This is a genomic window from Campylobacter corcagiensis (assembly GCF_013201645.1).
Lineage (GTDB): Bacteria > Campylobacterota > Campylobacteria > Campylobacterales > Campylobacteraceae > Campylobacter_B > Campylobacter_B corcagiensis.
This window is the reverse complement of record NZ_CP053842.1, coordinates 1,157,713-1,181,521: the sequence shown is the minus strand read 5'-3', so window position 1 is coordinate 1,181,521 and position 23,809 is coordinate 1,157,713. Positions and strand designations below refer to the sequence as shown.

The window sequence follows — 23,809 nt, the reverse complement described above, 5'->3', positions numbered from 1 at the left end:
ATTTTTTTAATCATCAACTAAAAATCACAAAAATAACTAAACGGTTACAAGCTTTAAGCTAAATGTAGCCTAAATGTATTTTAGTTTTTATAAAATCTCATCAATTTTTAATAAGGAGATTTTATGAAAAAAACACTACTTTTTTCTTTTGTTTTAGCTACTTCGCTTTTTGCTAGTAAAGAATTTGACGCTACTTTAGCAGGTCATGCTATACTTAGTCATGATAGTTTTATCGCTGCACCTAGTGATGCTCCAGATATGCTAAAGGTAAATGGTAAATTCGCAGGCGATAAAAGAAGCGATAAACTAGGAACAATAGAGGGTGTATCAAATGGAAGACCAACTGGAGTTATGTATCCATTTGAAGGTCAACCAAGACAGGGACATTCTGGTATTTTAAGCTTAGGAGATAATAAATTTGCTATCATCACAGATAATGGTCTAGGCAATAAGAAAAACTCAAAAGATAGTATGCTTTACTATAACTTTTATGATGTGGACTTTAAAAGCGGTGAAGTAAAACCTGATAGAAGTGTTTTTTTAAAGGATCCAAACCGCGTCGTTGATTTTTTAATCGTAACTGAAGGAACAAAAGAGAGATACCTTACAGGTGGTGATTTTGACCCTGAGAGTATACAGTTTGTAGGGGATTTTGTCTATATCGGCGAAGAATTTGGACCATATGTACTTAAGACTGACAAAGACGGCAATGTAGTAAAAGTAATAGAAACAGTAGTTGATGGTAAGGTTGTTAAATCTCCTGATAATCCAGCACTAACTCTACCTGGTACTCCTGATGGTAAAATGCCTGAATTTCAAGTAAAACGCTCAAAAGGCTTTGAAGGAATGGCATCAAGCCCAGATGGTAGCAAGCTATATCCACTACTGGAAGGTGCTTTATATACAGCAGATATGAAAAAAGAAAATGTTGACTCAAAAGATTATTTACGCATACTAGAGCTAGACACTTCAAAAGATGAGTACACAGGCAAAAGCTGGAAATATATCTTAGAAGATAATGGAAATTCTATTGGTGATTTTAACATGATAGATGAAAAATATGGCCTAATAATCGAGCGTGATGATACAGAAGGCACTATGGATAAAGCGTGCAAAGATGGCGAAGATACTAAAAAGTGCTTTGATAATCCAGCTAAATTCAAAAGAATTTATAAGGTAAAACTAGGTGATGATGGTATTGCTAAGAAGATAGCTTATATAGATTTGATGAATATCAAAGATCCAAACGGCGTTGCTAAAAAGCCACTTGTGGATGGTAAATTTGTATTTCCTTTCTTTACGATAGAAAATGTTGATATGGTTGATGATAGTCATATCGTAGTTGGAAATGACAACAACTATCCAAAATCAAGCAGCCGTGAGCCAAATCAAGCTGATGATAACGAACTAATACTTCTAGAAGTGTCTGAGTTTTTAAAGGCTGAGTAAGTTTAAGAGCCCTAAATTTGGGCTCTTTTAGCAGCATTCCTTTTATGATTACTAAAATTATACTTTTAAATTTCATCGAATTTAAAACCTTGTATTTTAAATTTAATAAATTTTGCTAAACTACGCGTATGAGAGTAGATAAATTTTTAAATGCAGTAAACATAACAAAACGAAGAGCCGTAAGCGAAGATATGTGCAAAAGTGGAGTTGTAAGCGTAAATGGTGTCGTAGCAAAACCAGCAAAAGAGCTAAAAGTGGGCGATAAGATAACTATTAGCTATTTAAAAGGCGATAAAAACTATGAGGTTTTAGATTTTCCAGCTACTAAAAATACCCCAAAATCAGATCAGGCAAAGTATGTCAAAGAGTTGTGATATACTAGCTCTTAGTGAGCTTAAAACTTTAGTAGATAAGCTTCCAAAAGATGGTATTGTGATTTTAAGAGGTGATCTTTCAAGTGGAAAAACCACACTTGTAAAAGCCATCGTAAAATCTCATGGTATTAGTGACATCGTGACTTCACCGACATTTTCTATCATGCACAAATATGGTGAAATTTATCACTATGATATATATAACTCAGGTTTTGATGGTCTTATAAAAAACGGACTTTTTGAAAATCTTTTTGAAGATGGGCTTCATTTGGTAGAGTGGGGCGATGAAAAGCTTGAAGAGATGCTTAAAAAATACGAACTTCCTTACTATGTGGTTGAGATAGAAAATTTAGGAGATAAAAGGAAGTATAGTGTGAGTAATTTTAATATATAAAAATAGGTATTTTTATAAGGTAATATTTAATAATATAGCATTAATTCATTTTAAAGTTTTGTTAAGATAGAATATGGAATTATTATTTTTTAAAGGCTAGAATTGATAATTCTTGGAAATAAGTATAAATTTAACGAGATTGAGCTTAAAAAATTAAATCGCAAATTTAAAAATTTGAAATTTTTAGAATATAATAATCAAAATAGTGTTTTAACTAGAAAGAATATAAAAGATATTTTAAAAAAAGATTATCATAAGTATATAGTTTTAAATACTCATATGAATTTGGACCCAAAAATGGTGAGATTTTTGACGCTTTTACAGTTTAAATACAAAAAGAAGTATTTAAAAGTGCTTTCAATTCAAAAATTCTTAGAAAAAGAACTTTGTAAAATTTACATACCAGATGAGCTTAATAATCTTAATTTTTTAAGTGAGATAAAGCCATATAATAAATTTGAACTATTTATAAAAAGATCTATTGATATCGTAGGAGCTTTGATTTTGTGGGTTATAAATTTAGCCATAAAGCCATATATAAAGAAAAAGATTAAAGAGCAAAGTCCTGGAAAGCTTTATTTTATACAAAAAAGAGTTGGGTTAAATACGAAAGAATTTGGATGTTGCAAATTTAGAACTATGCATGAAAATTCATACTTTGAGAAATATACAAAAAAAGATGATGATAGAGTTTTTGCTTTTGGTAAATTTATGAGAAAAACAAGACTTGATGAGCTTCCGCAGTGTATAAATGTTTTGAAAGGCGATATGCACCTAGTAGGACCTAGGGCTGAATGGAATATATTAGTTAAAGAATATGAAAAAGAAATTCCGTATTATAACGAACGCCATTTGGTTCGCCCAGGAATTACTGGCTGGGCACAGGTAAATTACCCGTACGGCGAAAATTTATACGATACAAAACAAAAATTAATGTATGATTTATACTACATAAAACACTGGTCACTTTGGCTTGAGATAAAAATAGTTTTCAAAACTTTATTTATAGTAATAAATAAAGAGGGTATTTAAGGAATTAAACTTTATATGGCTATCTTTTTTTTATTTTTAATTTTTCCTCAAATACCATATAAATAAATTTTAGATTAATTATAAAAGCCTTTCTAAACATTCTTTTTGGTTCTTTTAAAAATCTGTAAAACCATTCTAGTCCATACTTCTGCATCCAAAGTGGTGCTCTCTTAATATGTCCAGAAAGGACATCAAAACTGCCACCAACCCCCATAATAAATGGCACATTTATTTCATTTAAATTTCTAGAAATAAATTCTTCCTTATATGGGCTTCCAATTCCTATAAAAAGCATATCTGCCCCACTTGAATTTATTTTATTAATTATGTTTTGCTCCTCATCTTTATTAAAATATCCATTTCTATAGCCAACAATAATATCTTCACCATATTTATTTCTAATTTTTTTGACTAAGGTCTTAATAATTGTTTCTTTTGAGCCTAAAAGAAATATTTTATATTTTTTATTATCAGATAAAGCTATTAAATTTTGCATTAAATCAATACCAGCAATTCTTTCTGGTAATGTTTTACCAAATATCTTACTAGCAAAAACTATAGATTGGCCATCAGCACATCTATAATCAGACATATCAATAGATTTTTTGATAAATTTGTTTTTATGATAAAATACGACTTTTGCAGCATTAATATCTTCCTGATATAGTTTTTTATTGTTTTTTATGGAATCATCTATAATCTTTACCATTTCCGACATTGTAAAACTATATATATCTATACCGAATAAAGTAACCTTTTTATTATTTTTCATTATTTGTCCTTATTTTTAAAACCTTAGCCGGAACACCGCCAACTATAGTGTATTTTTTCACATCTTTAGTTACAACTGCACCTGCACCAACTATACTACCTTTTCCAATTTTTACACCCGGCAAAATAATTGCATTTCTCCCTATCCAAACATCATCTTCTATAATTGGATTCAAATCTTTAATATCTCCTTGCATTATCATTGGTTTATCTATCATATCATGTTTGTGTGTTGAATTTAAAATAGCAACATTAGGAGCAATCATTACATAATTTCCAATGACAGCTCCTTGTATAAAAACTCTTTCATTGATGTGGCAATGTTTTCCAATAGATAAATTTTTAGCATTACTAATATAGACCTTATTTTCAAATTTATTATTTTTATCATAATTAGATATTTTTAGAACAAAAGAAATATACCAAATTCTAATAGTATTAAATATCTTTCCGAATTTAGAACTTGGCAAATTAAATATTATAATATAGTATAAAATTAATTTTAGTCTATCCATAGAAATTCTCGCATGTATTTTTTATTTTATGAATTAGTTTTTTATTAACTATTTCATTATCATACATTTTAGAAGTATTTATTGAATTTTTAATTAATATTTTTTTTTGTATATTATCTAATTTTATAAATTTTACAATTTTTAAAGCTAAATCATTATAATCTCCGGGCTCAAATAAAAAACCATTGTAATTATCAATTAAATAAGTTTCTATCCCTCCAATCTTAGAACCTATTACTGGAACACCACAAGCCATAGCTTCTAATCCAGCCAAACCCAAGCTTTCACCTGCTCTATATGATGGAAAAACAAAAATATCCATATTTCTATAGTGCTCAGGTAAATCATTTTGTTTTTTTACACCTAAAAAATATACATATTTATTTATTTTTAAATTATCAATCATATTTAAAAAATCTTTTTCTTCATTTCCACAGCCTATAACAGTTAATTTAATATTTATCATATTATATTTTGTAACTAAAACATGTATTGCCTTTAAAAGCACGTCCCAGCCCTTGCCATGGTCTATTCTTGAAACATACCCTAATTTTATTATATTATCATTAGATATTAAATTGCTATTTTTAGAATTAAAAATTTTTAAATTTATTCCACCAGATGGAGAAATAAAAATATTTGGGTTAGAGTATTTTTTTAACACTATATTATAAAAATATTTAGATGGGACAACTATTAAGCTAGCACTTTGTATAGTAGAATACACCATTTTTGATACTCTAGAATTACTAAGAACATCGTCGCCATGTGCATTTATAATAATTGGTTTTTTTATTTTATAAAATACTTTAATTAAAGCTAAAGGAAATACTGAATGCTCCGCATAGTGTATATATATTACATCATAATTATTTCTCAATATACAAAATATAGACTTAAAAATAAAAATAAAATATTTGCATATTTTTTTTATTTTAATATTTTCTCTACCTTTTATACAAACTATATTAATATTTATATTTTCATCCAATAATTTTTCCACAAAATTCTTTACAAATACACCATAGTTTGGATATCTTTTGCTAGGGTACATATTTGATAGAACTAATATCCTCATTTTTCCTCCTTTTTGCATTACAGAATGACATTAAAAGACCTAAAAAAATTCCAGCGTGACCAGAATTTAAAACATGTCCAGCGGTTAAGCTGATACATAATACCAATATCATAATAATATTAGTATATCTATAATAAATTCTTTTTTTAAACTGATTTTTTAGTACTATAAAAATATAAAATCCATATGTAATAAATACACCAAATAAACCATATGACATTAAAAAATCTATTAAATCTATTTCTACCATATTAATACCATCAAAAGCATAAGTCCATAATATACCACTTCCAAATAAAATTTCTATGCTATTATAATCGTTTAAAAATAAATCTAGTGCCATTTTAGCATATACATTCCTATTGCTAAATACAAAAGTTAAAATATCTAATTTGTTATAAAAGTACTGTAATCTATTAAAAATATTTGTTAAATAATATGCATAATAAAATGAAAATAAAATTAAAATTGGCAATATAATAAGCACTGTTATAAATAAAAAAAATGTTTTTTTATTTATTCTTTTATTGTTGATTGAATTGGATACATGTATATATAAAAAAGATAAAAAAATTATCAAAGCACCTATAAACATAACCTTAGTAGACGATAAAACTCCAATAAAAATTACTAAAAATGAAACAAATAAAAACAATAAATAATATCGACTACTTATAAATATCATTTGCAATATTCCGCCACAGATTAATACTCCAATAGCAACTTCATTCATGGCGTAAAAAAAACCTTTTACACCCTCATTATCACTATATGTATTATATCCGAAACCAAAAGCACCAATTGTAAAATTAAAAACATAAAATAAAAATGAATATTTAATAAAAATTAGAGAATTTCTTTTAAATTGCTTTAAATTTAAACTTGAAAAATACAAATAAGATATAAATATTAACATAAATTTAATCATCCAATCTAAGCCTAAAACTGATATTAAAAAATTTTCAGATATCAAAAAATGAATTAGAAATAATAATATTAATATGTTTATTATAATAAAATACTGTGCAATTTTTTTATTAAAACTTAATAACATCATAAGAAAAACAATACTAAATTTATAAAATAAAGATATGGATATATTAAATTTCTCAATTAAAAAACCATTTATAATATCTACTGGCACATAAAATATTAAACCTAACAATAAAATTTTTTCTAAAATTATTAATTTTTTTTTATTCATATTATTTTTTAATATTTATTATAGATAAATTCCACTATTTTTTCACAAGCCTTACCATCACCATAAGGATTGGAAGCTTTACTCATTTTTTTATACTCTTTTTTATCATCTATTAGAATTTGAGTATTTTCAACTATTTTATCAATGCATGTTCCAACTAATTTTACCGTTCCAGCTTCTATGGCTTCAGGTCTTTCAGTTGTATTTCTTAAAACCAATACAGGTTTTCCTAAACTTGGTGCTTCCTCTTGAATTCCTCCACTATCAGTTAAAACAAGATATGACAAATTCATCAAATATGAAAACTCTAAATAATCCAAAGGGCTTATAAGATGTGTATTTGAAATTTCACCTAATTTTTCAAAAACAGGTTTTTGAATATTTGGATTAAGATGAACTGGATATATAAAATTAATATTTGGATTATTTTTAGCTAATATTTCTAAGGCTATGCAAATATTTTTTATTCCATTGCCAAAATTTTCTCTTCTGTGTGCAGTTACTAAAATAAATTTATCTTTTTTTATGTCAATTTTATTATCTAAAAAATTTTGAAGTTTTTCATAAATTTCTTTTTCTAAATTTAAATCATTATTTATTTTATCAAGCACACAATAAAGAGCGTCAATCACACTATTTCCGGTAACTAAAATATTATTTTTATCAACATTTTCGTTTAATAAATTTTGCATCGCTTTGTTTGTAGGGGCAAAATGAAATTTGGCAAGCTTGCTAGTTAAAACCCTGTTTACCTCTTCTGGAAAAGGATTATAAATATCATACGTTCTAAGCCCTGCTTCAACATGGCAAATCTTAATCTGCTTGTAAAATGCAGCCAAACTAGAGGCAAATGTCGTTGTAGTATCACCATGAACAAATACAAAGTCTGGTTTAAAATCATCAAAAACTTTTTTTATTTGAAGTAAAATATTTGAGGTTACATCGTATAAATCTTGATTTTGCTTCATTATATTTAGATCATAATCCGGCTTTATATCAAAAATTTCAAGTACCTGATCAAGCATTTCTCTATGTTGAGCTGTAACACATACTTTTGTATCAAATTCATGATATTTTTTAAACTCTTTTACTAATGGTGCCATTTTTATCGCTTCTGGGCGAGTTCCAAATATTATTAAAATTTTAGCCATTTTTTATCCTTAAATTTGATATTAAAAACTCTTTAGAATACTCTTTTTGTTTTTTAAGAATCTCATCTACTTTTTTATAATCAATTTCATTTAAGCTAAATTTAGCGTCATTTACCACTCTATCATTTAAGTCAAACATCTCAAAAAGTGAGTAAAACCTATCTACACCACGTTCTTTATTTACAAAAGCATGGAATGGTTTATTAAATAAAATTGAAAATACACATCCATGAAATGAGTCTGTTATAATAATATCTGCATCGTAGATATTTTTAAGCCACTCTTCGATAGAAATGGTATCTTGTGAAGAATTTCCATCATTTATCTCATAAGCTTCTAAATTTTTATCTTTTACAAACTTTTTTATAGCATCAGTTTTTTCTTTGTTTTTATCCAAAATATAAACAAAAATTTTACCTTTTGTTTTTGAGTTTTTAATGTCAGTAAAAAGGCTTTTATACTCACTAACCTCAAGCATCATGGTCGGATCAAGCACATGTTTAGCACCAACACCAAAAATTTCTTTACATATTTTCACTCCACTTTTTTCTCTAACAGAAATAGCTTTAAATTTCTTTAAATTTTGTGAATGAAAATTTATATTACCACCTTTGTATTTATCTCCACCAAAAGACGCAGCATATGAAAGTTTTATAATATTATCACTTAAAAAACCTAACGAATAAATATCTCTAAAACCCAAAACCCCCATACTACTAAAAATTTGATCGCTTCCTACTATACAAGCATCAAAATTACTATTTTTTAAAAAATATAATAATTCATTTTCAGAACAAATTTTCTTACTTTGCGGAATAATAAAATCATCAATAAATCTTTTCATGCATTTTTTACGGTTTAAAAAAAATGGATTTTTATACTTATTTATAAAAAATAAAAAGTATTTTTTTATTATAAATTTAACCCAAAATTCTAAACTATGAGTAAGCTGTAAATTTAAAAAAACTGGCTCATGCCCTAAATTCTTTAATAATCTCATCATCGCAAAAGCTTGTAAATTTCCACCATAATTATTTAAAAGTGGTAAAGTTAAAACTGCTATTTTCATATCATCGCCTTTATCTCTCTTATAATTTTTCTTACTACTCTCATAGAAAAAATCATGATTTTGTATATTTTTTCTTGTTTTAAATATTCTTCTAAATACTTGTTAAAATCCCTAGGATTTAGATTAGTATTTATTTGTAATTTTAATTTAGCTTTTGAGATAAAATTTAACTTCTTATGAAAAAACATACTTTTATTATCCACAACAGGTTTTTGTGAAACATAAACCTGTTTATAATCAAAACTTTCACAATGAACAAAATTTTTATCAGCATTTTTTAACATTTCATCAATTTCATGATTTCTAGTAATAATCAAAGAGTGTCCACGCCAATCTTTTGTAAATTTACCAAGCCAAGCATCCATTAAAACAGCGTCCGCACACAAAGCAAAGGTGTCATTGCAGTTATTACAGGCAAGTGGAGTAAATGCTCTAGATGACCAAAAAATACTCGGCGAGGTTTTACGGTCATCGACAGATGACCAGTCATCGACAGATGTAAATTTAAATGCAAAATTTGAACTAGGTCTTCCTTCTAGTTTATGTCTAAAATCAACTTTTTTAAGCTTTTTATGGGTTTTAAAATTTAAATCAGCTAAAGTTTGCGTAAAATTTTTACTTTTTAACTGCCCACAAACAAGACCTACTATAAATTTAACTCTTTTTCTTATTTTAGGGTTTGTTTTTTGTACTAATCTAATAGCTTTTGCAAAACATGGAAGTGCTGTAATTACATATGAATAATCATTTTTTAAAATGTATTTTAAAATACTTTCCATATTTGTAGGATAATAAGCTGATTTTTTACTTTTTTGTAAGTCTAAAACATTATCAAACACACTAAATTTAAAAAGCATCTCTGGATCGTCATTTGGCTCAATTGCGATAATTTTATCAACCTTTTTTTGACTTAAAAGTTCACTTAAAATATAATATCCTGCCCCACCACTAGCACTTTTGATTCTTTCTTTTTCATCTTTTATATAAAACTCATAAGTGCCTATAAAATTTCCCATTTCTTTATATGATTTTTGGGTTTTATATAGCTCGTTTGAAATTCCAATCTCTTTTAGATCTTTGTCGTAAAAAGGACATACCTTTAAACAAATAGTGCATTTACTAAGACATCCTGGAATTTCATAAGGCTCATAACAGCCACTTTTATTAAAATCCATACTTAAAACATTGACAGGGCACATACCAGCACAAGTTCCACAACCTATACATCTATCTTTTTTAACGACTAATTCTATAACATTTGGTTTCAAATTTTATACCTTTATTTTTTTAAGTATTGATTCAAGGAGTGATTTTTCGTACTCATTCATACAGATTTTATAGCAAACTATAAAATAAAGTAACATAAAAACTAAAATTTCTATAGCAAAATATACTATATTGTCTGATTTGATAAAATTTGAAAATAACAGAAATAACAGAAATAACAGAAAAATTGGAGTGATATTTTTAAATATTTCACTCCAAAATTTTTGCATATTAAGCTTAATTTTTTTATGATAATACCAGTTAATTGCGATGCCGTTCATTATAAAAAACATAGAAGCTATACTAAATGATACTCCAAAATATCCATAAATTTTAACCAAATATATAGATAAAAATATGGAAATAATAGCTCCTATCAGTGTGGAAATCGCCTTAAATTGATATTGGTTTTTAGCTTGCATTATGCTAAGTCCTAGATTTTGGATTAATGGCACACTAAGAGGTATCATTATGATAATTGTTAAATAATAAGCATCTATATAGCTTTCTCCAACCCAAAGTTTTATAAAATCCTTACCGAAAATAATAAAGCCAAATAGTATTAAAAAAATAATATAACCTTGAAGTCTTCCTATTCTTATCATTTCGTTAGTTAGAGTTTCGTTATTTGCTCCACTTGAAATCATCTTAGAAATTTTAGGTAAAAATACTCCGCTAATAGCAGTTGAAAGCATTATAAACATTGAGTTAAACAAAATTGCTATAGCAAAAACGCCAACTTCTTTTGCCCCCAAGAAAGAACCTATTATAAACTGACCAAAATTCCAATTAACTTGATCAACTATCAATCCTATAAAAATAAAAATGGAATAATTTAAAACCATTTTTAAAAAATTAAAATTAAATTTTAAAATATCTATTTTCATATTAATGTTTTTTTTGCAATATATAATTATTGTTAAAAAATACAATATATTTAAAAATGTAATTGAAACTATCATAGAAATGGACTTAAAGCCTAAAAGTAAAATTACACTAAGAAATAATGGAGTTAATAAAGATCTTAAAATTGAGATTTTTTTCATGAATATAAATCTTTCATAAGCATTTAGTATAGATGAAAAAACATTGCAAGGTAAAGAAAAAGTCATATTAAAAATTAAAAGCATAACTAAAACTTTTAAGATTTCTATCTCTTCTAAAGTTAAAGAGTTTTTAAAAAATAATTCTATATTACTTAAAAAAATAACTCCTAAAATAATTATTAAAAAACTCATGCAGATATAAAAAACAAATACAGTGGAATATAAAATGTTTTGTTTATTTTGCTGATTTTTTGCTATAAATTTAGATGTAAAAACAACAACTGCATTACCAAGACCAAAATCAAATATAGCAATATACCCCATAATGCTAATAGCTAACGAGTAAAGACCAAATTCACTTTGCCCAAGCATTTTTATAACAAACGGGGTATAAAAAATCATTATAAAGGTATTAAGAAAAATATTTACATATGTTAAAATAGCACCTTCTTTTCTCTCTATTACAGGATTTTTATTTGACATATCAGCTGTACAAAATTATTTATATTTTTTTTACAACATTCCACACAAGCACACTAAAAATGCTTACGAAAAAGCCTATGAAAGTTAAAATAGCTATTATTAATAAATTTTTATTTTTCTCAGGAGTTGTTGCTACTGACATCACCTTAGTATTCCTATAGCCATCCTTTATATCTTTTTCTAAGTCGTTCTTTTGCTTTATCATGTTTTCTAACAACATTTGAATGTCAAATAGTCTTGTGCTCGCATCTGATATTGAATTTGTTATAATATTATTTCTATATTGTATTAGAGATGATAACCCGTAATCGCTTCCACCTATTTGAATAGAAGAAACTGCCTCTTTATTTTCTATATTATCTTTTTCTATTAGAATTTTTGAAATTTGTTCTATTTTTTCGGCTATTTTTGGAGCTTCTTCTTGTAAAATTTTTATCTGATAGTTTGCATTAGCTAATATTATATTTTTTGTATCTTCTATATTTTTATTTAAAATCTCCAAATCAATGCTTTTTTGTGCTAAGATATACTCGAGATTATTCTTATGTTTTATGGTGATTTGTTTTAAAATTTCATCTATTTTTTCGAGTGATTTATCTTTATTTTTTCCAATAATATTTATAGCATAAAATCCATCTTCAAAGACTTTATTAGCACTATCATCTTTGGTTGTTAGATTATAATCAACATAGATATCTTTAAAGTCAGTTTCATTTTGGTCTAAAACCGAAATTCCATAAGCTAAAACGTCATTTCTAAAATTTGAAAAGTTAGCTATATATTGTTCATTGTTATTTGTAAAGTGATGACCAACTTCAACTATGGCAGTGGTTTTTAGCCATTTAGTGGATGTTATAGCATAAATAACTCCAATAAGTAAAAAAATGAAAGTTATAATGACTATAGTAAATTTATAATCAAATAGCGTTTTAAATACCACAGCTAAATCAATTTCATCATCTTGAATTTCAATTCTTCGTCTGTCCAATTCTTTTTCCTTAAAAATAATCTAGTGATTATATAAAAGTATCACTTAAATTCAAGTTAAACAAGTTCTATAAACTTTGTTTAGTTTCGCTTTAAATTTATTTACTTAATCTAGATTATAAACTCAAGCTTTAACTATCAAATATTAAATAAACTTAAATTCAATTCTACTCATTCCTTAAAGTTTCTAAAACATCAACTTCTGTTGCTTTTTTGGCTGGGTAGTATGATGAGATTATAACGATAGCAAGAGCACCAAATATAATCATACAAAAATCACTTACTGATAGCTCCATTGGAAGTTTTGAGCTACCATAAACATCAGCTGGAAGCTTAACTATATCAAAACTACCAAAAATCCAAACTCCCAAAAGCCCAAGAATAGCACCAAATACAATGCCACCACCACCTATTACCATTCCAAGTCTGAAAAAAACGCTTTTAACCTCTTTTTTACTAGCACCAAGTGCAAGAAGAAGCGCTATTTCTTGACGGCGATTCATGACTGTCATAAGAAGTGAGCTTATGATATTAAGACTTGCTACTAAGATAATAAGCATTAGCACGATAAAAAGTGCTCTTTTTTCAAGAGCAAGAGCTGAAAAAAAGTTTCCATTTTGCTCCCACCAGCCAAGAGCTACCATATTTTCAGGAAGGATAGCTTTTATACGCTCCTTATCTTTAAATGGATCATTTGAATATATATGAATTCCATCAAAACTTTCATCTTTATAGTCAAGAACTTTTGCTAAATCATTAATATCTGTATATATGTAGGCTTTATCGTAAGCGATAAGTCCTGAGTGAAACTCAGCCTTTACATCAAAGCGTTTCATCTTTGGAAGTAGTGAAAAGCCACCTGCGTCAAATTTGGTAAATATAAGCATAATCTTATCATCTTTTCTAAGCATAAACTGCTCTTTTAAGCCTTTTCCTATCATAGCACCAAAGCCGGTTAAATTCGCATCTTTTAGTCCATTTTTTACAACTTCATTAACTTCTGCTTCGCTTTTTGCATCCACACCAAAAACAACAGCACCTTCTAGTTTATCACCACCTTTTACGATAGCTTGAGTTGTTATGTAAGGGCTAAATTTGATATCTGGTAAATTTGATCTTAAATTTTCAAGATCATTTCTAGAAATTCCCTCTTTAAAATGGCTAAGTATCGTTATAGGATAGTTCATTGTAAAGAGTTTTCTTTCAAATTCTTTATCAAAGCCATTCATTATAGCCATTGCAACTATTAAAACCATTAGCCCAATGCTAACGCCTAAAAAAGCTAAAATCGCACACATCGTTATAAATGGCTGACTTTTATCAAATCTAAGATATTTTCTAGTTAAATATTTTACCAAATTTCAAGCTCCAAATTTAGGCTAAATCACCTTTTTTAGGACCACTTTTGCCACAACACTCTTTGTATTTTTTACCACTTCCACAAGGGCATGGCTCATTTCTTTTAGGCTTTTTTGCTACTTTTATAGGCTCTAATTTTTTCTCTTCAGTCTCGTTTTGAAGCTCTTTATTTTTAGCTTCGATAGCTCTATTCATCTCTTCCATCGCTCTAGCTTGAGCTTGCTTCATAGCGCGCTCTTCAGCTTCCATCTCCTCTTTTGTCTTAAAGCGAATAGCTTGAAGTGTTCTTATACTATCTCTTTTTAGACGCCCAACTAAATCAACAAAAAGCTCATAGCTTTCTTTTTTATACTCAGTAAGTGGATCTTTTCTGTTATATCCTCTTAATCCAATGCCTGTTTTTAAGATATCCATTTGATAAAGATGCTCTCTCCAGTCCTTATCTACGACTTGAAGATAGACTTGCTTTTCTATAGCTTTTCTTTGTTCAGGCTCAACCAAACTCATCTTATCATCGTAAGCTTTTTTAAGTTCATCTGCAATATACTCTTTAAGCTCTGAGTAAGTATCAAATTTTTCAAGCTCTTCTTTTGTAAAAATATGCCCAATCTCTTCACTAAATGAGCTAATAACTGCATCTAGATTAAAATCACTCTTTTGCATACCATCATAAATTTCAGCATTTTCTAGCACCACATCAACATATGTTAGTCTGTTATCATCTATCTTTTGACTTAGATCATACTCAGGGTCAAGAAGTTCGTTTCTGTATTTATATATGGTCTTTCTTTGTTCATTTGCTATATCGTCATACTCAAGGACATATTTACGGCTTTCAAAGTGTAAGCTTTCTACCTTTTTTTGAGCGTTTTCTACAGCTCTTGTTACCATTTTTGACTCGATACTTTCACCTTCTTTTATACCAAGTCTATCCATGATATTTTTTATCCTATCACTTCCAAAAATTCTAAGTAAATTATCATCTAAACTTAAGAAAAATCTACTCTCTCCTGGATCTCCTTGTCTTCCAGCACGACCACGAAGCTGGTTATCTATACGCCTACTTTCGTGTCTTTCTGTTCCTAGGATATAAAGTCCACCAAGATCTCTTACCTCATCATTTATCCTTATATCAACACCACGACCTGCCATGTTTGTTGCGATTGTTACTGCTCCTTTTGCTCCAGCATCGGCAATTATTTCAGCCTCTTTTTCGTGGTTTTTAGCATTTAGTACTGAGTGAGCGATACGCTCTTTTTTAAGAAGTTCATGAAGTACTTCGCTTTTTTCTATAGAAGCTGTTCCAACTAAAACAGGCTGACCTTTAGCGTTTAGGCGTTTTATCTCTTCTATAACAGCTCTAAATTTCTCAGCTTCTGTTTTGTAAATAAGATCGTTTTGATCTATCCTAGCAACTGGGACGTTAGTAGGTATTGAGATAACTTCAAGGCTATAAATTTGACTAAATTCGCTTGCTTCAGTTTGAGCTGTTCCTGTCATACCTGCTAGTTTATCATAAAGTCTAAAGTAGTTTTGAAATGTAATATCAGCTAGAGTTTGGCTCTCTTCTTGAATTTTAACTCCTTCTTTTGCTTCTAGGGCTTGATGAAGTCCTTCGCTAAAACGACGCCCTTCGCTAAGCCTACCGGTAAATTCATCAACAATTACAACTTGTCCATCTTTTACCACATAGTTTACATCTTTTAAGAAAAGGTGATTTGCCTTTAGAGCTTGATCAAGATAGTGACTTAAAATAGCATTTTCAAGACTATATAAGTTATCTACACCAAAAAGCTTTTCAGCCTTAGCAATTCCTTCTTCATTTAGCATAATGGTTCTATTTTTCTCATCAACTACAAAGTCTCCAGTTGGTTTAGAACCAGGTTCGTTTAAATTTGCTGGTTCGCCTCTTTTAAGCTGAAGTGCGACTTCATTTGCCTTAACATAGCCATCAAGAGTTCTATTTGTTGGTCCTGAGATGATAAGTGGAGTTCTTGCTTCATCTATTAAAATACTATCAACTTCGTCAACTATAACAAAATTATGTTCTCTTTGGACTTTATCTTCAGCTCTAAATTTCATATTATCTCTTAAATAATCAAAGCCAAATTCGTTATTTGTACCATATGTTATATCTGCGTTATATTGTGATTTTCTTTCAGTATCATCATACTGCCCGCCAACTATAACTCCAACGCTATATCCTAAAAACTCATACAAAGCACCCATTTCACGAGCATCACGCTTAGCCAAATAGTCATTAACTGTTACAACATGAACGCCTTTGCCACTCATAGCATTTAAAACAACAGGCAGAGTTGCTACAAGGGTTTTTCCTTCACCAGTTTTCATCTCAGCGATATTTCCATCATGAAGTACCATACCGCCTATTAGCTGGACATCAAAGTGACGCATATTTAGTACTCTTTTGCTAGCTTCTCTTGTTATTGCAAAGCTATCGTTTAAAACATCATCTAAGCTTTTTTCATCTTTTTGTACGGCTTGCTTTAACGCATCAAAACTAGCTTTTAGCTCATCATCACTCATGCTTTCATATTTGCTTTCAAGAGCGTTTATCTCTTTTGCTCTTTTAGCGTAGTGTTTAACTATACGATCATTTTTAGTACCAAAAATTTTTCCAAATAAATTCTGTATCATAATCACTCCAAAAATTTAATTTTGTATTTTAACATATTTTGTTTAAAACTTCTCAATGTATAGTTTATTTTAATTTAATATGGAGATCAAAAAGAGTTTATGATTAAATTTTAAACCATAAACTCTGAATTTATAATAATTTTAAAAATTTAAATTTCTATAGTCCATATAGAAATTCTCATCTAAAATTTCTTTAGTTTCAGGACTTTTATAAATTTCTTTACAAAGAGTGTCTTTATTATCAAGTCCTTCTGTGATATCTATAAAAGGTTTATCGCTAAAATCTACGATAATAATAAAGCAGTTTTTGCCATTTACTTTAAGTGTTCCAAGCATTTTGTTTTTACTACTTTCTTCATCAGTAATAGAAACATTTGTCATATCAGAAATTTTTGAAGCAAATTGCCTTTGTGCGGTGTAATAAATAGTTATATCAGATATTACTGTATTTAAATTTGCAAGTGCTGTTGCTATTTGAATTTCTTCATCGGAGCTGTTATTATTATAGCTATAAGCAAGTCCTGGTAGCAAGAAAGCTATAAAGCTCTCATCAATGTTTAGCTCATAGCCTCCGTTTTCACTCACTTTAAAGACACTATCTACATTTAGATTTTTTACTTTTTTGCTTAGTTTATCAAGTTTATACTTATCAAGCACACTTAAAGCTTCAGGCTTGATTGATGTTTCAAAATCCTCTTTAAGCTGATCAAATACACCAAATATGCTAAGATCAGCAAAAGTACCCATTATCTTAAGCTCATCTGTTTGGCTTAAAAACTCAGCTAAATTAGAAGTTGTTGAAAATTTAATAGAGCTTTTTAGCAAATTTAACATGCTCATATCGCCATTTTCTATGTCGCTAATTACTGGAATAGAAAAATCCACTAAAGCTTTTACTTTATCACCTTTGTGGTTTTCAAGCGATAGCTCATCTATCTCAAAGTCAATTCCAGAGCCAAAATTTTTAACAATATTATCCATAACTTCGCTCTCATCCATACTCTCAAGACTATCTACAAAATCTAAATTTGTAAGAGTTTTGTAAAGGCTTTTTGGTATTTTTGAACTAGCATTTATTGTTAAATTTTTAAAGTCAAATCCATTTTGCTCAAAGTTAAAGCCCAAATCATCAATGCTAAATTTTTGAGTATCTACAACTCTGTTATCAATATTTTTTCTATCCATTGTGCTTTTTATGCCACTTAGAGTTAATTTAGCTTCGTTATCACTGTATGAAAAACTTCCCATATCAAAACTATGCGATGAATCAGAAAGGAGCATATCAACAATATCATTTTTTGGATAAGATTTTAGTTCTATTATGTATTTAGCGTCACTGAATTTGATATTTTGACTATTATCTTTATATGAAATTTCACCGATATTTATCTCGTGAGTGCTATTTTTACTAAAAAATTTATATATGTCATCACCACTTTTAAAAGGCGTTGCAAGTGAGCTTTTGATATAAAAATCTTCTAAATCATAACTACCTTTAGTGTATAAATCTAACATTTCAAGTTTAGAAAAGCTAAATTTAACACCCTTTATGCTGCCATCTTTGTTAACTCCTGTAAAATCAAACTTAAGACCATTTACCATTAGCTTTAAATCATCATCTTTATAGCTTATATCTTTAGCTAAAAGAGTTGCATCTTTTCCTTTAAATTCCAAAGTAAGGGCTTTAGCTGTGCCAAAAATTTTTGAAAATAGTGATACACTATCTTTATCAAGAACTTCAATTTCACCTTTTATTTCGGGGTTTAAGACGTTTAAACTAGTCTCATAGTAGTATTTAAATTTTATATCATTTTTAAAACTCTCTTCATTTATAAGATCATCTATTACTTCTGCTCTTAAAGCAGGATCGCTTATGTTTTTACTGGTGTGTTCTAGAATCATTTTATTAAGAATTTCTTTTTTAAAAACTCCTTCTAAAACGCCGTTTTCATTACTTATAACCTGAGCTCCAGCATTTTTTGCTATGTTATTTGTAGTTGTAACTCCTATATAGGGTTTGCCAAAAATAGCCAAACCGCCTAATAAAACACAAAGAATTATTAAAAATCCAAGTAGCTTTTTCACTTGATATCCTTTAATTTAAAATTTGATTAAAATTATACACAATTGCTACTTAAATGTAGCTACTATTTGAATTATATAGATAAATGATTTAACAAAACTTAGTAAAATCCTTCAAATTTAATAAGGAGAACTTATGAAAAAACTATTATTTATAGTTTCAAATTTTATGCTTTTTGTAAGCTTTTTGGTGGCAAATCCACTGGAATTTAAAACCTTATCAAGCGATTTTACTCAAACTGTAAAAAACGATGGAAGCATGATAAATTATAGTGGAAATTTTCAAGCCACAAACACTCACGCTCTTTGGAAATACAGATCTCCAAGTCCAAAAGATATCTATTTTAGCTTTGAGCGAGTTGTAGTTATTGAGCCTGATCTTGAACAAGCAATTCTTACAACTTTAAAAGATGTGCCAAATTTAACAAAAGTTATGCAAAATGCTAAAAAGATAGATGAGAATTTATATGATGCTAAGTTTGATGATATACTTTATCATCTTAAGTTTAAAAATGACTTGATAAATACCATAACTTACACAGATAAGCTAGGAAATGAAGTTGAAATAAATTTTAGCAATGTTAAGAAAAATATCAATCTAAATGATGCTATTTTTATGCCACAAATTCCAGCAAATTTTGATATCATCACGCAGTAAAATTAATCCATATAGATAAAGGTTTCTTTCTCGTAAAACTCTTTTACATCATTTGAAACCTTTACAACTTTGTTAAGATAGCTATCAAAACTGGCACTTCTTGAGTAGATTATAGAGAGATTTTTTGGATTTATAGCTCTTGAAAGAGCTACATAGAGTTGCCCTTCAGCAAAAATATTATTAAGATTACAAGTAAGATTATCTATACTCATACCTTGTGATTTATGTATAGTTATGCCATAAGCTAGACGGAGTGGAAACTGATAAAAACTAGCTAAAATTTCATAACTTGGTTCGTCATCTTTTAACCTAAACTCGCCTAAATCATAGCTATTTGGCGTTATTTCTACCAACTCGCCGCTATTTTTTTCTATCTTTATAGCTAAAATTTGATATCCATCTTTTACAACACTATCTATAATGCCTTGTTCACCGTTATAAAAACTAACACTATTAAACGCACTTTTGTAGCGGTTTGCTGTAAATATCACCTTTGCACCAACCTTAAATTCAAAATTCGCAGGGACATTTAAATTTTCAACCCATTTTATAAATCTCTCACTTCTTAAGTTTTCATCGTGGATATCATAGCCAGCTATAAATTTCTCAAGTGGCAAATCAAGCCTATTTAACATAGCTTTATTTAGTTCATCAGCATCAATATTTCGTCCAAAAAGGACAGTTTTACTAGAATCCAAAATCAAATTTCTACTTAAAAATTTACCAAGATAGCTAGAAACTTTAGGATTTATATCTCCAACTCTAAGAGAGGATAAAATTTCATAAAATTCTAAGTCTTGTGTTCTTTTTGAGGTAATAAATTCAACATTTACAAACTTCATAAGCCCCCAAGAGTAAGATGAAAAAGCATATCTTGAAGAAAATAAAGAGTTATTATCTTTTGTAGCAACTGGTGGAAGTTGATAAAAGTCTCCAACCACCATAACTTTACCATTAAAGCCCAAATTTGATAATCTAAAATATATCATATCAAACAAAGCCCCTGAAACCATTGAAATTTCATCTATAACGATAAGATCGGTTTTAGGAAGCATCTCCTTTAGATCAGCTAACCTTCTTTTAGCACTTCTACTTTTATCATATCCGCTAAGTTCATCGGCGTTTTTACATATTCCAAAGCTAAAAAACGAATGAATCGTCACACCGCCGATATTTACAGCACTTATACCAGTACTTCCAAGAACTATGACATTTTTATTAAGATTTTTGTATCTATCAATAACAGCCCTAGTAGCAAAGCTTTTGCCAACACCACCGCCACCTGTTAAAAAAAGATTGTTGTTTTTTAAAATTTCAAGTATACGCTCTATCAAAATTTCACTCTTTTAAATTAAATTTTAAGATTATACCTAAAAGTGATTAAGAGTTATAATATGTTTTGTTGATTGTTTACAAAATTTAAATAAAATATTTTAAATTTTTTAAAAGGCTTATAAATTGAAAAAATATATACTTTTACCGTTAATGGCGATTTTTTTAGTATCTTGTGCCAACAAAAACGCTCTTTTACCAAACTATCAAGTTAGCTCCAAATATGAGTTGCTTAAATTTGATCTACCTCAAAATGTGAAATTCTTACCAAATATAGAAAAACAAACTACCGTAAGTGGTGCAAATTTTAAAGATAGATATTTTAGGGTTTGGAGTTTTACAAAGCCTACAGCTAGCAAAAATGAAGCTTTTTGGGGGCTAAATTCTTATAAAAACTCAAGCCGTAGAACTTACATTTCACCAAGCAGAAGAGCCTATTCTGATGCCCACTTTAAAAAAATAGAACAAAATGCAAATGTTAAGGATTTTGGTAAGATTTCAAGCTCAGCTGTGACTGTAAAAAACACATTTCTTAGAAATACACCATCTCATGAGCCGATATTTTATAGCTTTAACGATCCAGGCGAGGGATATCCATTTGATTATCTTGCAAACTCAACTTTAGGAATAAACTATCCACTTTATGTGTCGCACTTTAGTAAAGACGGCGATTTTGCATTTGTACAAAATGACGCTGTTTGGGGCTGGGTAGATGCTAGAGATATACGCTTTGTAAGTGAAAGTGAAAAAAATATGATGAAAAACTCAAATTTCATCACAATCCTAACAGATAGAACGCCTATTTATGATATGAGTGGAAATTTCTTATTTTACGGGCGAGTTGGAACGATACTTATGAGTGATAATTCAGACTCAAATTTTTACTATGGTAAGGTATTTACATCTAAAGGATTACAGAATTATCGTATCAAAAAAAGCTCATCAACTACTTGGCCAGCAGCTATTAGTTCTGAAAATTTAAAACAAGCTATTGATAGCATACTTGGTGAGCCGTATGGTTGGGGTGGGTTTAGTTATTACCGTGATTGTTCGCTATTTACAAAAGATTTTTTAGCAGCATTTGGATACTGGCTACCTAGAAATTCAAAAGCGCAAGCAAAGATGCAAACAATAATAAATCTTGAAGGGCTTACAAATGCTCAAAAACTAGATCTTATAAAAGCTAAAGGTGAGCCGTATTTGAGTATTTTGTATATGCCTGGTCATGTGATGCTATATACTGGCGTGGTTAATGGAGAAGTTAGCGTAACTCACAACGCTTGGGGACTAAAAACTAAAAATGGCTCAAGAGCGCTTTTTGGACAGACTGCTATTACAACTTTAGAAATTGGCAAAAACAACCCAAATATCGCAAATGATAGACTTTTACTATCAAGAATAACATCTATGTCCGTTTTAAAGTAAAGCATATTTAAGAGAAGTTGATATATAATTTTAAAAATTAATTTAGGATGGATTTAATGGATAAAATTTTTAGAGAGTATGATATAAGGGGCATTTACGGCACTGATCTAAACGAAAAAACAGTAAAAGCTATTGGAAAAGCAGTTGGTGAGTATTTTGTAAAAAAAGGTGTGAAAACTATTAGCATCGGTTTTGATGCAAGACTTAGTGCAGAAAATATATTTAACTGGCTAGTAAGCGGTCTAAATTTGAGTAATGTTGAAATTTACAACATCGGTTTGCTTCCTACTCCTGTTGGGTATTTTAGTGTATTTACAGAAGAATTTGACGCAAATATAATGATAACAGGTTCGCATAACCCAAAAGAGTACAATGGCTTTAAGATAACTATCGGAAAAGATAGCTTATATGGAAAAGAGCTTGCAGAAGTGGGTAAAAAAGCTATAGAATACACAAAAACTGATATAGAAGATAATCTAAAATTTAAAAAGTATGATATTCTTACAAAATACTTAGAATTTTATAATGAAGCTTTTAAAGGCTTAAAAGGATTTAAAGAGCCGTTTATTATAGATTGTGGAAATGGCACAGCAGGCATTACAACAGCTAAAATTTGTGAAAATTTAGAGCTAAATGCCAAGATATTATTTAAAGAACCAGATGGAAATTTTCCAAATCACCACCCAGATCCAAGCGAAGCAAAAAATTTAGAACACCTAAAAGCTAAGATGAAACAAACAGGTATAAATTTAGGATTTGCTTTTGATGGAGATAGTGACAGAATAGCAGTCTTAACTCCAAAAAGAAGTATAAAAGGCGATGAGTTGGCTTGTCTTTTTTCTTTAAATATGAAAAATCCTAAAATTTTAGGCGAAGTAAAATGCTCTCAGGTGATGTATGACTTCATAAATTCTCACGGCGGCGAAGCCATAATGTGTAAAACAGGTCATAGCAATATCAAAAAAGCCATAAAAGAGCTAAATGCTGATCTTGGAGCAGAAGTAAGTGGGCACATATATTTTAAGGAGAGGTTTTTTGGCTTTGATGATGCTGTATATGCGATGTTTAGGGTGTTAGAGCTTGTTAAACTTGGATATGACCTTGACGCTGAGATAGAAAAGCTACCTGTTATGTACTCAACAGATGAGATAAAAATACAAACAAGTGATGAGAAAAAATTTCAAATAGTTGAAAAACTTAAGCAAAAGCTAAAAGATGAGAATTTTGTTGATGGTCTTGGTAAGATAGTTGAAATTTGTGATATTGACGGCATAAGAGTAAAATTTGAAAATGGATGGGCGTTAGTAAGAGCTAGTAATACAACGCCTGTAATCGTAACTAGATTTGAAGCAAAGACAGATGAGTTTAAAGATAAACTACAAGAGAAATTCATAAAACTTGTAGATGATATAAAGTTAAGTTTATAGTTAAATTTATTTAACAACTTTTGAAGCTTATAAAATGTAAGCTTCAAAA

The 23,809-nt window shown here is 28.9% G+C and carries 20 protein-coding genes; 7 read left to right on the top strand and 13 right to left on the bottom strand.

The genetic code is table 11. From position 1 onward, the window contains the following. Positions 1 to 123 precede the first annotated feature (123 nt). The 4 genes from CCORG_RS06070 (at position 124) to CCORG_RS06055 (ending at position 3,249) form a co-directional block, all read left to right on the top strand. On the top strand, positions 124 to 1,449 hold the full coding sequence (locus CCORG_RS06070; protein ID WP_025803258.1) for an esterase-like activity of phytase family protein: 1,326 nt from the start codon (positions 124 to 126) through the stop codon (positions 1,447 to 1,449). Between the two features lie 128 nt (positions 1,450 to 1,577). After that, a complete protein-coding gene (locus tag CCORG_RS06065) occupies positions 1,578 to 1,823 on the top strand; it encodes a S4 domain-containing protein (protein WP_025803259.1) in 246 nt (81 codons plus the stop codon). Further along, complete coding sequence (gene tsaE, locus CCORG_RS06060; protein ID WP_025803260.1) at positions 1,807 to 2,217, top strand: tRNA (adenosine(37)-N6)-threonylcarbamoyltransferase complex ATPase subunit type 1 TsaE; 411 nt, start codon at positions 1,807 to 1,809, stop codon at positions 2,215 to 2,217. The genes CCORG_RS06065 and tsaE overlap by 17 nt, the downstream gene beginning before the upstream one ends. Positions 2,218 to 2,319: 102 nt before the next feature. Next, positions 2,320 to 3,249, top strand: coding sequence for a sugar transferase (locus tag CCORG_RS06055; RefSeq protein WP_025803261.1), 930 nt, complete (start codon positions 2,320 to 2,322; stop codon positions 3,247 to 3,249). A gap of 19 nt (positions 3,250 to 3,268) precedes the next feature. On the opposite strand, the gene CCORG_RS06050 is transcribed toward CCORG_RS06055, so the two are convergent. The 12 genes from CCORG_RS06050 to CCORG_RS05995 all read right to left on the bottom strand — a co-directional run bounded on the left by CCORG_RS06050 (position 3,269) and on the right by CCORG_RS05995 (position 18,921). Then, complete coding sequence (locus tag CCORG_RS06050; protein ID WP_025803262.1) at positions 3,269 to 4,021, bottom strand: WecB/TagA/CpsF family glycosyltransferase; 753 nt, start codon at positions 4,019 to 4,021, stop codon at positions 3,269 to 3,271. Then, positions 4,011 to 4,535, bottom strand: a complete 525-nt coding sequence (locus tag CCORG_RS09050) for an acyltransferase (protein ID WP_025803263.1) — start codon at positions 4,533 to 4,535, stop codon at positions 4,011 to 4,013. Before CCORG_RS09050 ends, CCORG_RS06050 begins: the two co-directional genes overlap by 11 nt. Next, positions 4,528 to 5,631 (bottom strand): glycosyltransferase family 4 protein, encoded by a 1,104-nt coding sequence (locus tag CCORG_RS06040; protein ID WP_081755085.1) that lies wholly within the window; start codon positions 5,629 to 5,631, stop codon positions 4,528 to 4,530. The genes CCORG_RS09050 and CCORG_RS06040 overlap by 8 nt, the downstream gene beginning before the upstream one ends. Beyond that, positions 5,579 to 6,817 (bottom strand): O-antigen ligase family protein, encoded by a 1,239-nt coding sequence (locus tag CCORG_RS06035; RefSeq protein ID WP_172658563.1) that lies wholly within the window; start codon positions 6,815 to 6,817, stop codon positions 5,579 to 5,581. Before CCORG_RS06035 ends, CCORG_RS06040 begins: the two co-directional genes overlap by 53 nt. 8 nt (positions 6,818 to 6,825) lie before the next feature. After that, entirely contained in the window at positions 6,826 to 7,968 is a 1,143-nt protein-coding gene (gene wecB, locus CCORG_RS06030; RefSeq protein WP_172658562.1) for a non-hydrolyzing UDP-N-acetylglucosamine 2-epimerase, read from the bottom strand. Continuing rightward, the gene (locus CCORG_RS06025) at positions 7,961 to 9,037 is read right to left on the bottom strand and encodes a polysaccharide pyruvyl transferase family protein (RefSeq protein ID WP_025803928.1); all 1,077 of its coding nucleotides are present in this window, start codon (positions 9,035 to 9,037) and stop codon (positions 7,961 to 7,963) included. The genes wecB and CCORG_RS06025 overlap by 8 nt, the downstream gene beginning before the upstream one ends. Further along, a complete protein-coding gene (locus tag CCORG_RS06020) occupies positions 9,034 to 10,305 on the bottom strand; it encodes a Coenzyme F420 hydrogenase/dehydrogenase, beta subunit C-terminal domain (protein WP_025803929.1) in 1,272 nt (423 codons plus the stop codon). Before CCORG_RS06020 ends, CCORG_RS06025 begins: the two co-directional genes overlap by 4 nt. A gap of 3 nt (positions 10,306 to 10,308) precedes the next feature. After that, on the bottom strand, positions 10,309 to 11,832 hold the full coding sequence (locus CCORG_RS06015; protein WP_025803930.1) for a lipopolysaccharide biosynthesis protein: 1,524 nt from the start codon (positions 11,830 to 11,832) through the stop codon (positions 10,309 to 10,311). A gap of 19 nt (positions 11,833 to 11,851) precedes the next feature. After that, positions 11,852 to 12,820, bottom strand: a complete 969-nt coding sequence (locus CCORG_RS06010; RefSeq protein WP_025803931.1) for a Wzz/FepE/Etk N-terminal domain-containing protein — start codon at positions 12,818 to 12,820, stop codon at positions 11,852 to 11,854. Positions 12,821 to 12,986: 166 nt separating this feature from the next. After that, a complete protein-coding gene (locus tag CCORG_RS06005; protein WP_025803932.1) occupies positions 12,987 to 14,177 on the bottom strand; it encodes an ABC transporter permease in 1,191 nt (396 codons plus the stop codon). 16 nt (positions 14,178 to 14,193) lie between these two features. Next, a complete protein-coding gene (secA, locus tag CCORG_RS06000) occupies positions 14,194 to 16,836 on the bottom strand; it encodes a preprotein translocase subunit SecA (RefSeq protein ID WP_025803933.1) in 2,643 nt (880 codons plus the stop codon). A 141-nt stretch (positions 16,837 to 16,977) separates the two neighbouring features. Beyond that, positions 16,978 to 18,921: a YdgA family protein gene (locus CCORG_RS05995; RefSeq protein ID WP_025803934.1), complete on the bottom strand. Its 1,944-nt coding sequence runs from the start codon at positions 18,919 to 18,921 to the stop codon at positions 16,978 to 16,980. Between the two features lie 133 nt (positions 18,922 to 19,054). Here CCORG_RS05995 and lolA point away from each other — a divergent pair, with 133 nt between their 5' ends. Continuing rightward, positions 19,055 to 19,576, top strand: coding sequence for a LolA-like outer membrane lipoprotein chaperone (gene lolA, locus CCORG_RS05990; RefSeq protein ID WP_025803935.1), 522 nt, complete (start codon positions 19,055 to 19,057; stop codon positions 19,574 to 19,576). 2 nt (positions 19,577 to 19,578) lie between these two features. Here the strand turns inward: lolA and CCORG_RS05985 are convergent, their stop codons facing one another. Beyond that, a complete protein-coding gene (locus tag CCORG_RS05985; RefSeq protein ID WP_025803936.1) occupies positions 19,579 to 20,910 on the bottom strand; it encodes an ATP-dependent DNA helicase in 1,332 nt (443 codons plus the stop codon). A gap of 124 nt (positions 20,911 to 21,034) precedes the next feature. On the opposite strand from CCORG_RS05985, the gene CCORG_RS05980 reads away from it, so the two are divergent. Continuing rightward, positions 21,035 to 22,333, top strand: a complete 1,299-nt coding sequence (locus tag CCORG_RS05980; RefSeq protein ID WP_025803937.1) for an SH3 domain-containing C40 family peptidase — start codon at positions 21,035 to 21,037, stop codon at positions 22,331 to 22,333. A gap of 47 nt (positions 22,334 to 22,380) precedes the next feature. Continuing rightward, positions 22,381 to 23,760, top strand: a complete 1,380-nt coding sequence (locus CCORG_RS05975) for a phosphomannomutase/phosphoglucomutase (protein WP_034971896.1) — start codon at positions 22,381 to 22,383, stop codon at positions 23,758 to 23,760. Positions 23,761 to 23,809: the final 49 nt, after the last annotated feature.

Bases quoted from the DNA above. Each gene is read 5' to 3' on its own strand.
- CCORG_RS06050 (WP_025803262.1), bottom strand. From the start codon at position 4,021: ATGAAAAATAATAAAAAGGTTACTTTATTCGGTATAGATATATATAGT.
- CCORG_RS06015 (WP_025803930.1), bottom strand. From the start codon at position 11,832: ATGTCAAATAAAAATCCTGTAATAGAGAGAAAAGAAGGTGCTATTTTA.
- tsaE (WP_025803260.1), top strand. From the start codon at position 1,807: ATGTCAAAGAGTTGTGATATACTAGCTCTTAGTGAGCTTAAAACTTTA.
- secA (WP_025803933.1), bottom strand. From the start codon at position 16,836: ATGATACAGAATTTATTTGGAAAAATTTTTGGTACTAAAAATGATCGT.
- CCORG_RS05975 (WP_034971896.1), top strand. From the start codon at position 22,381: ATGGATTTAATGGATAAAATTTTTAGAGAGTATGATATAAGGGGCATT.
- wecB (WP_172658562.1), bottom strand. From the start codon at position 7,968: ATGGCTAAAATTTTAATAATATTTGGAACTCGCCCAGAAGCGATAAAA.
- CCORG_RS06035 (WP_172658563.1), bottom strand. From the start codon at position 6,817: ATGAATAAAAAAAAATTAATAATTTTAGAAAAAATTTTATTGTTAGGT.
- CCORG_RS09050 (WP_025803263.1), bottom strand. From the start codon at position 4,535: ATGGATAGACTAAAATTAATTTTATACTATATTATAATATTTAATTTG.
- CCORG_RS06040 (WP_081755085.1), bottom strand. From the start codon at position 5,631: ATGCAAAAAGGAGGAAAAATGAGGATATTAGTTCTATCAAATATGTAC.
- CCORG_RS06025 (WP_025803928.1), bottom strand. From the start codon at position 9,037: ATGAAAATAGCAGTTTTAACTTTACCACTTTTAAATAATTATGGTGGA.
- CCORG_RS06070 (WP_025803258.1), top strand. From the start codon at position 124: ATGAAAAAAACACTACTTTTTTCTTTTGTTTTAGCTACTTCGCTTTTT.
- lolA (WP_025803935.1), top strand. From the start codon at position 19,055: ATGAAAAAACTATTATTTATAGTTTCAAATTTTATGCTTTTTGTAAGC.
- CCORG_RS06065 (WP_025803259.1), top strand. From the start codon at position 1,578: ATGAGAGTAGATAAATTTTTAAATGCAGTAAACATAACAAAACGAAGA.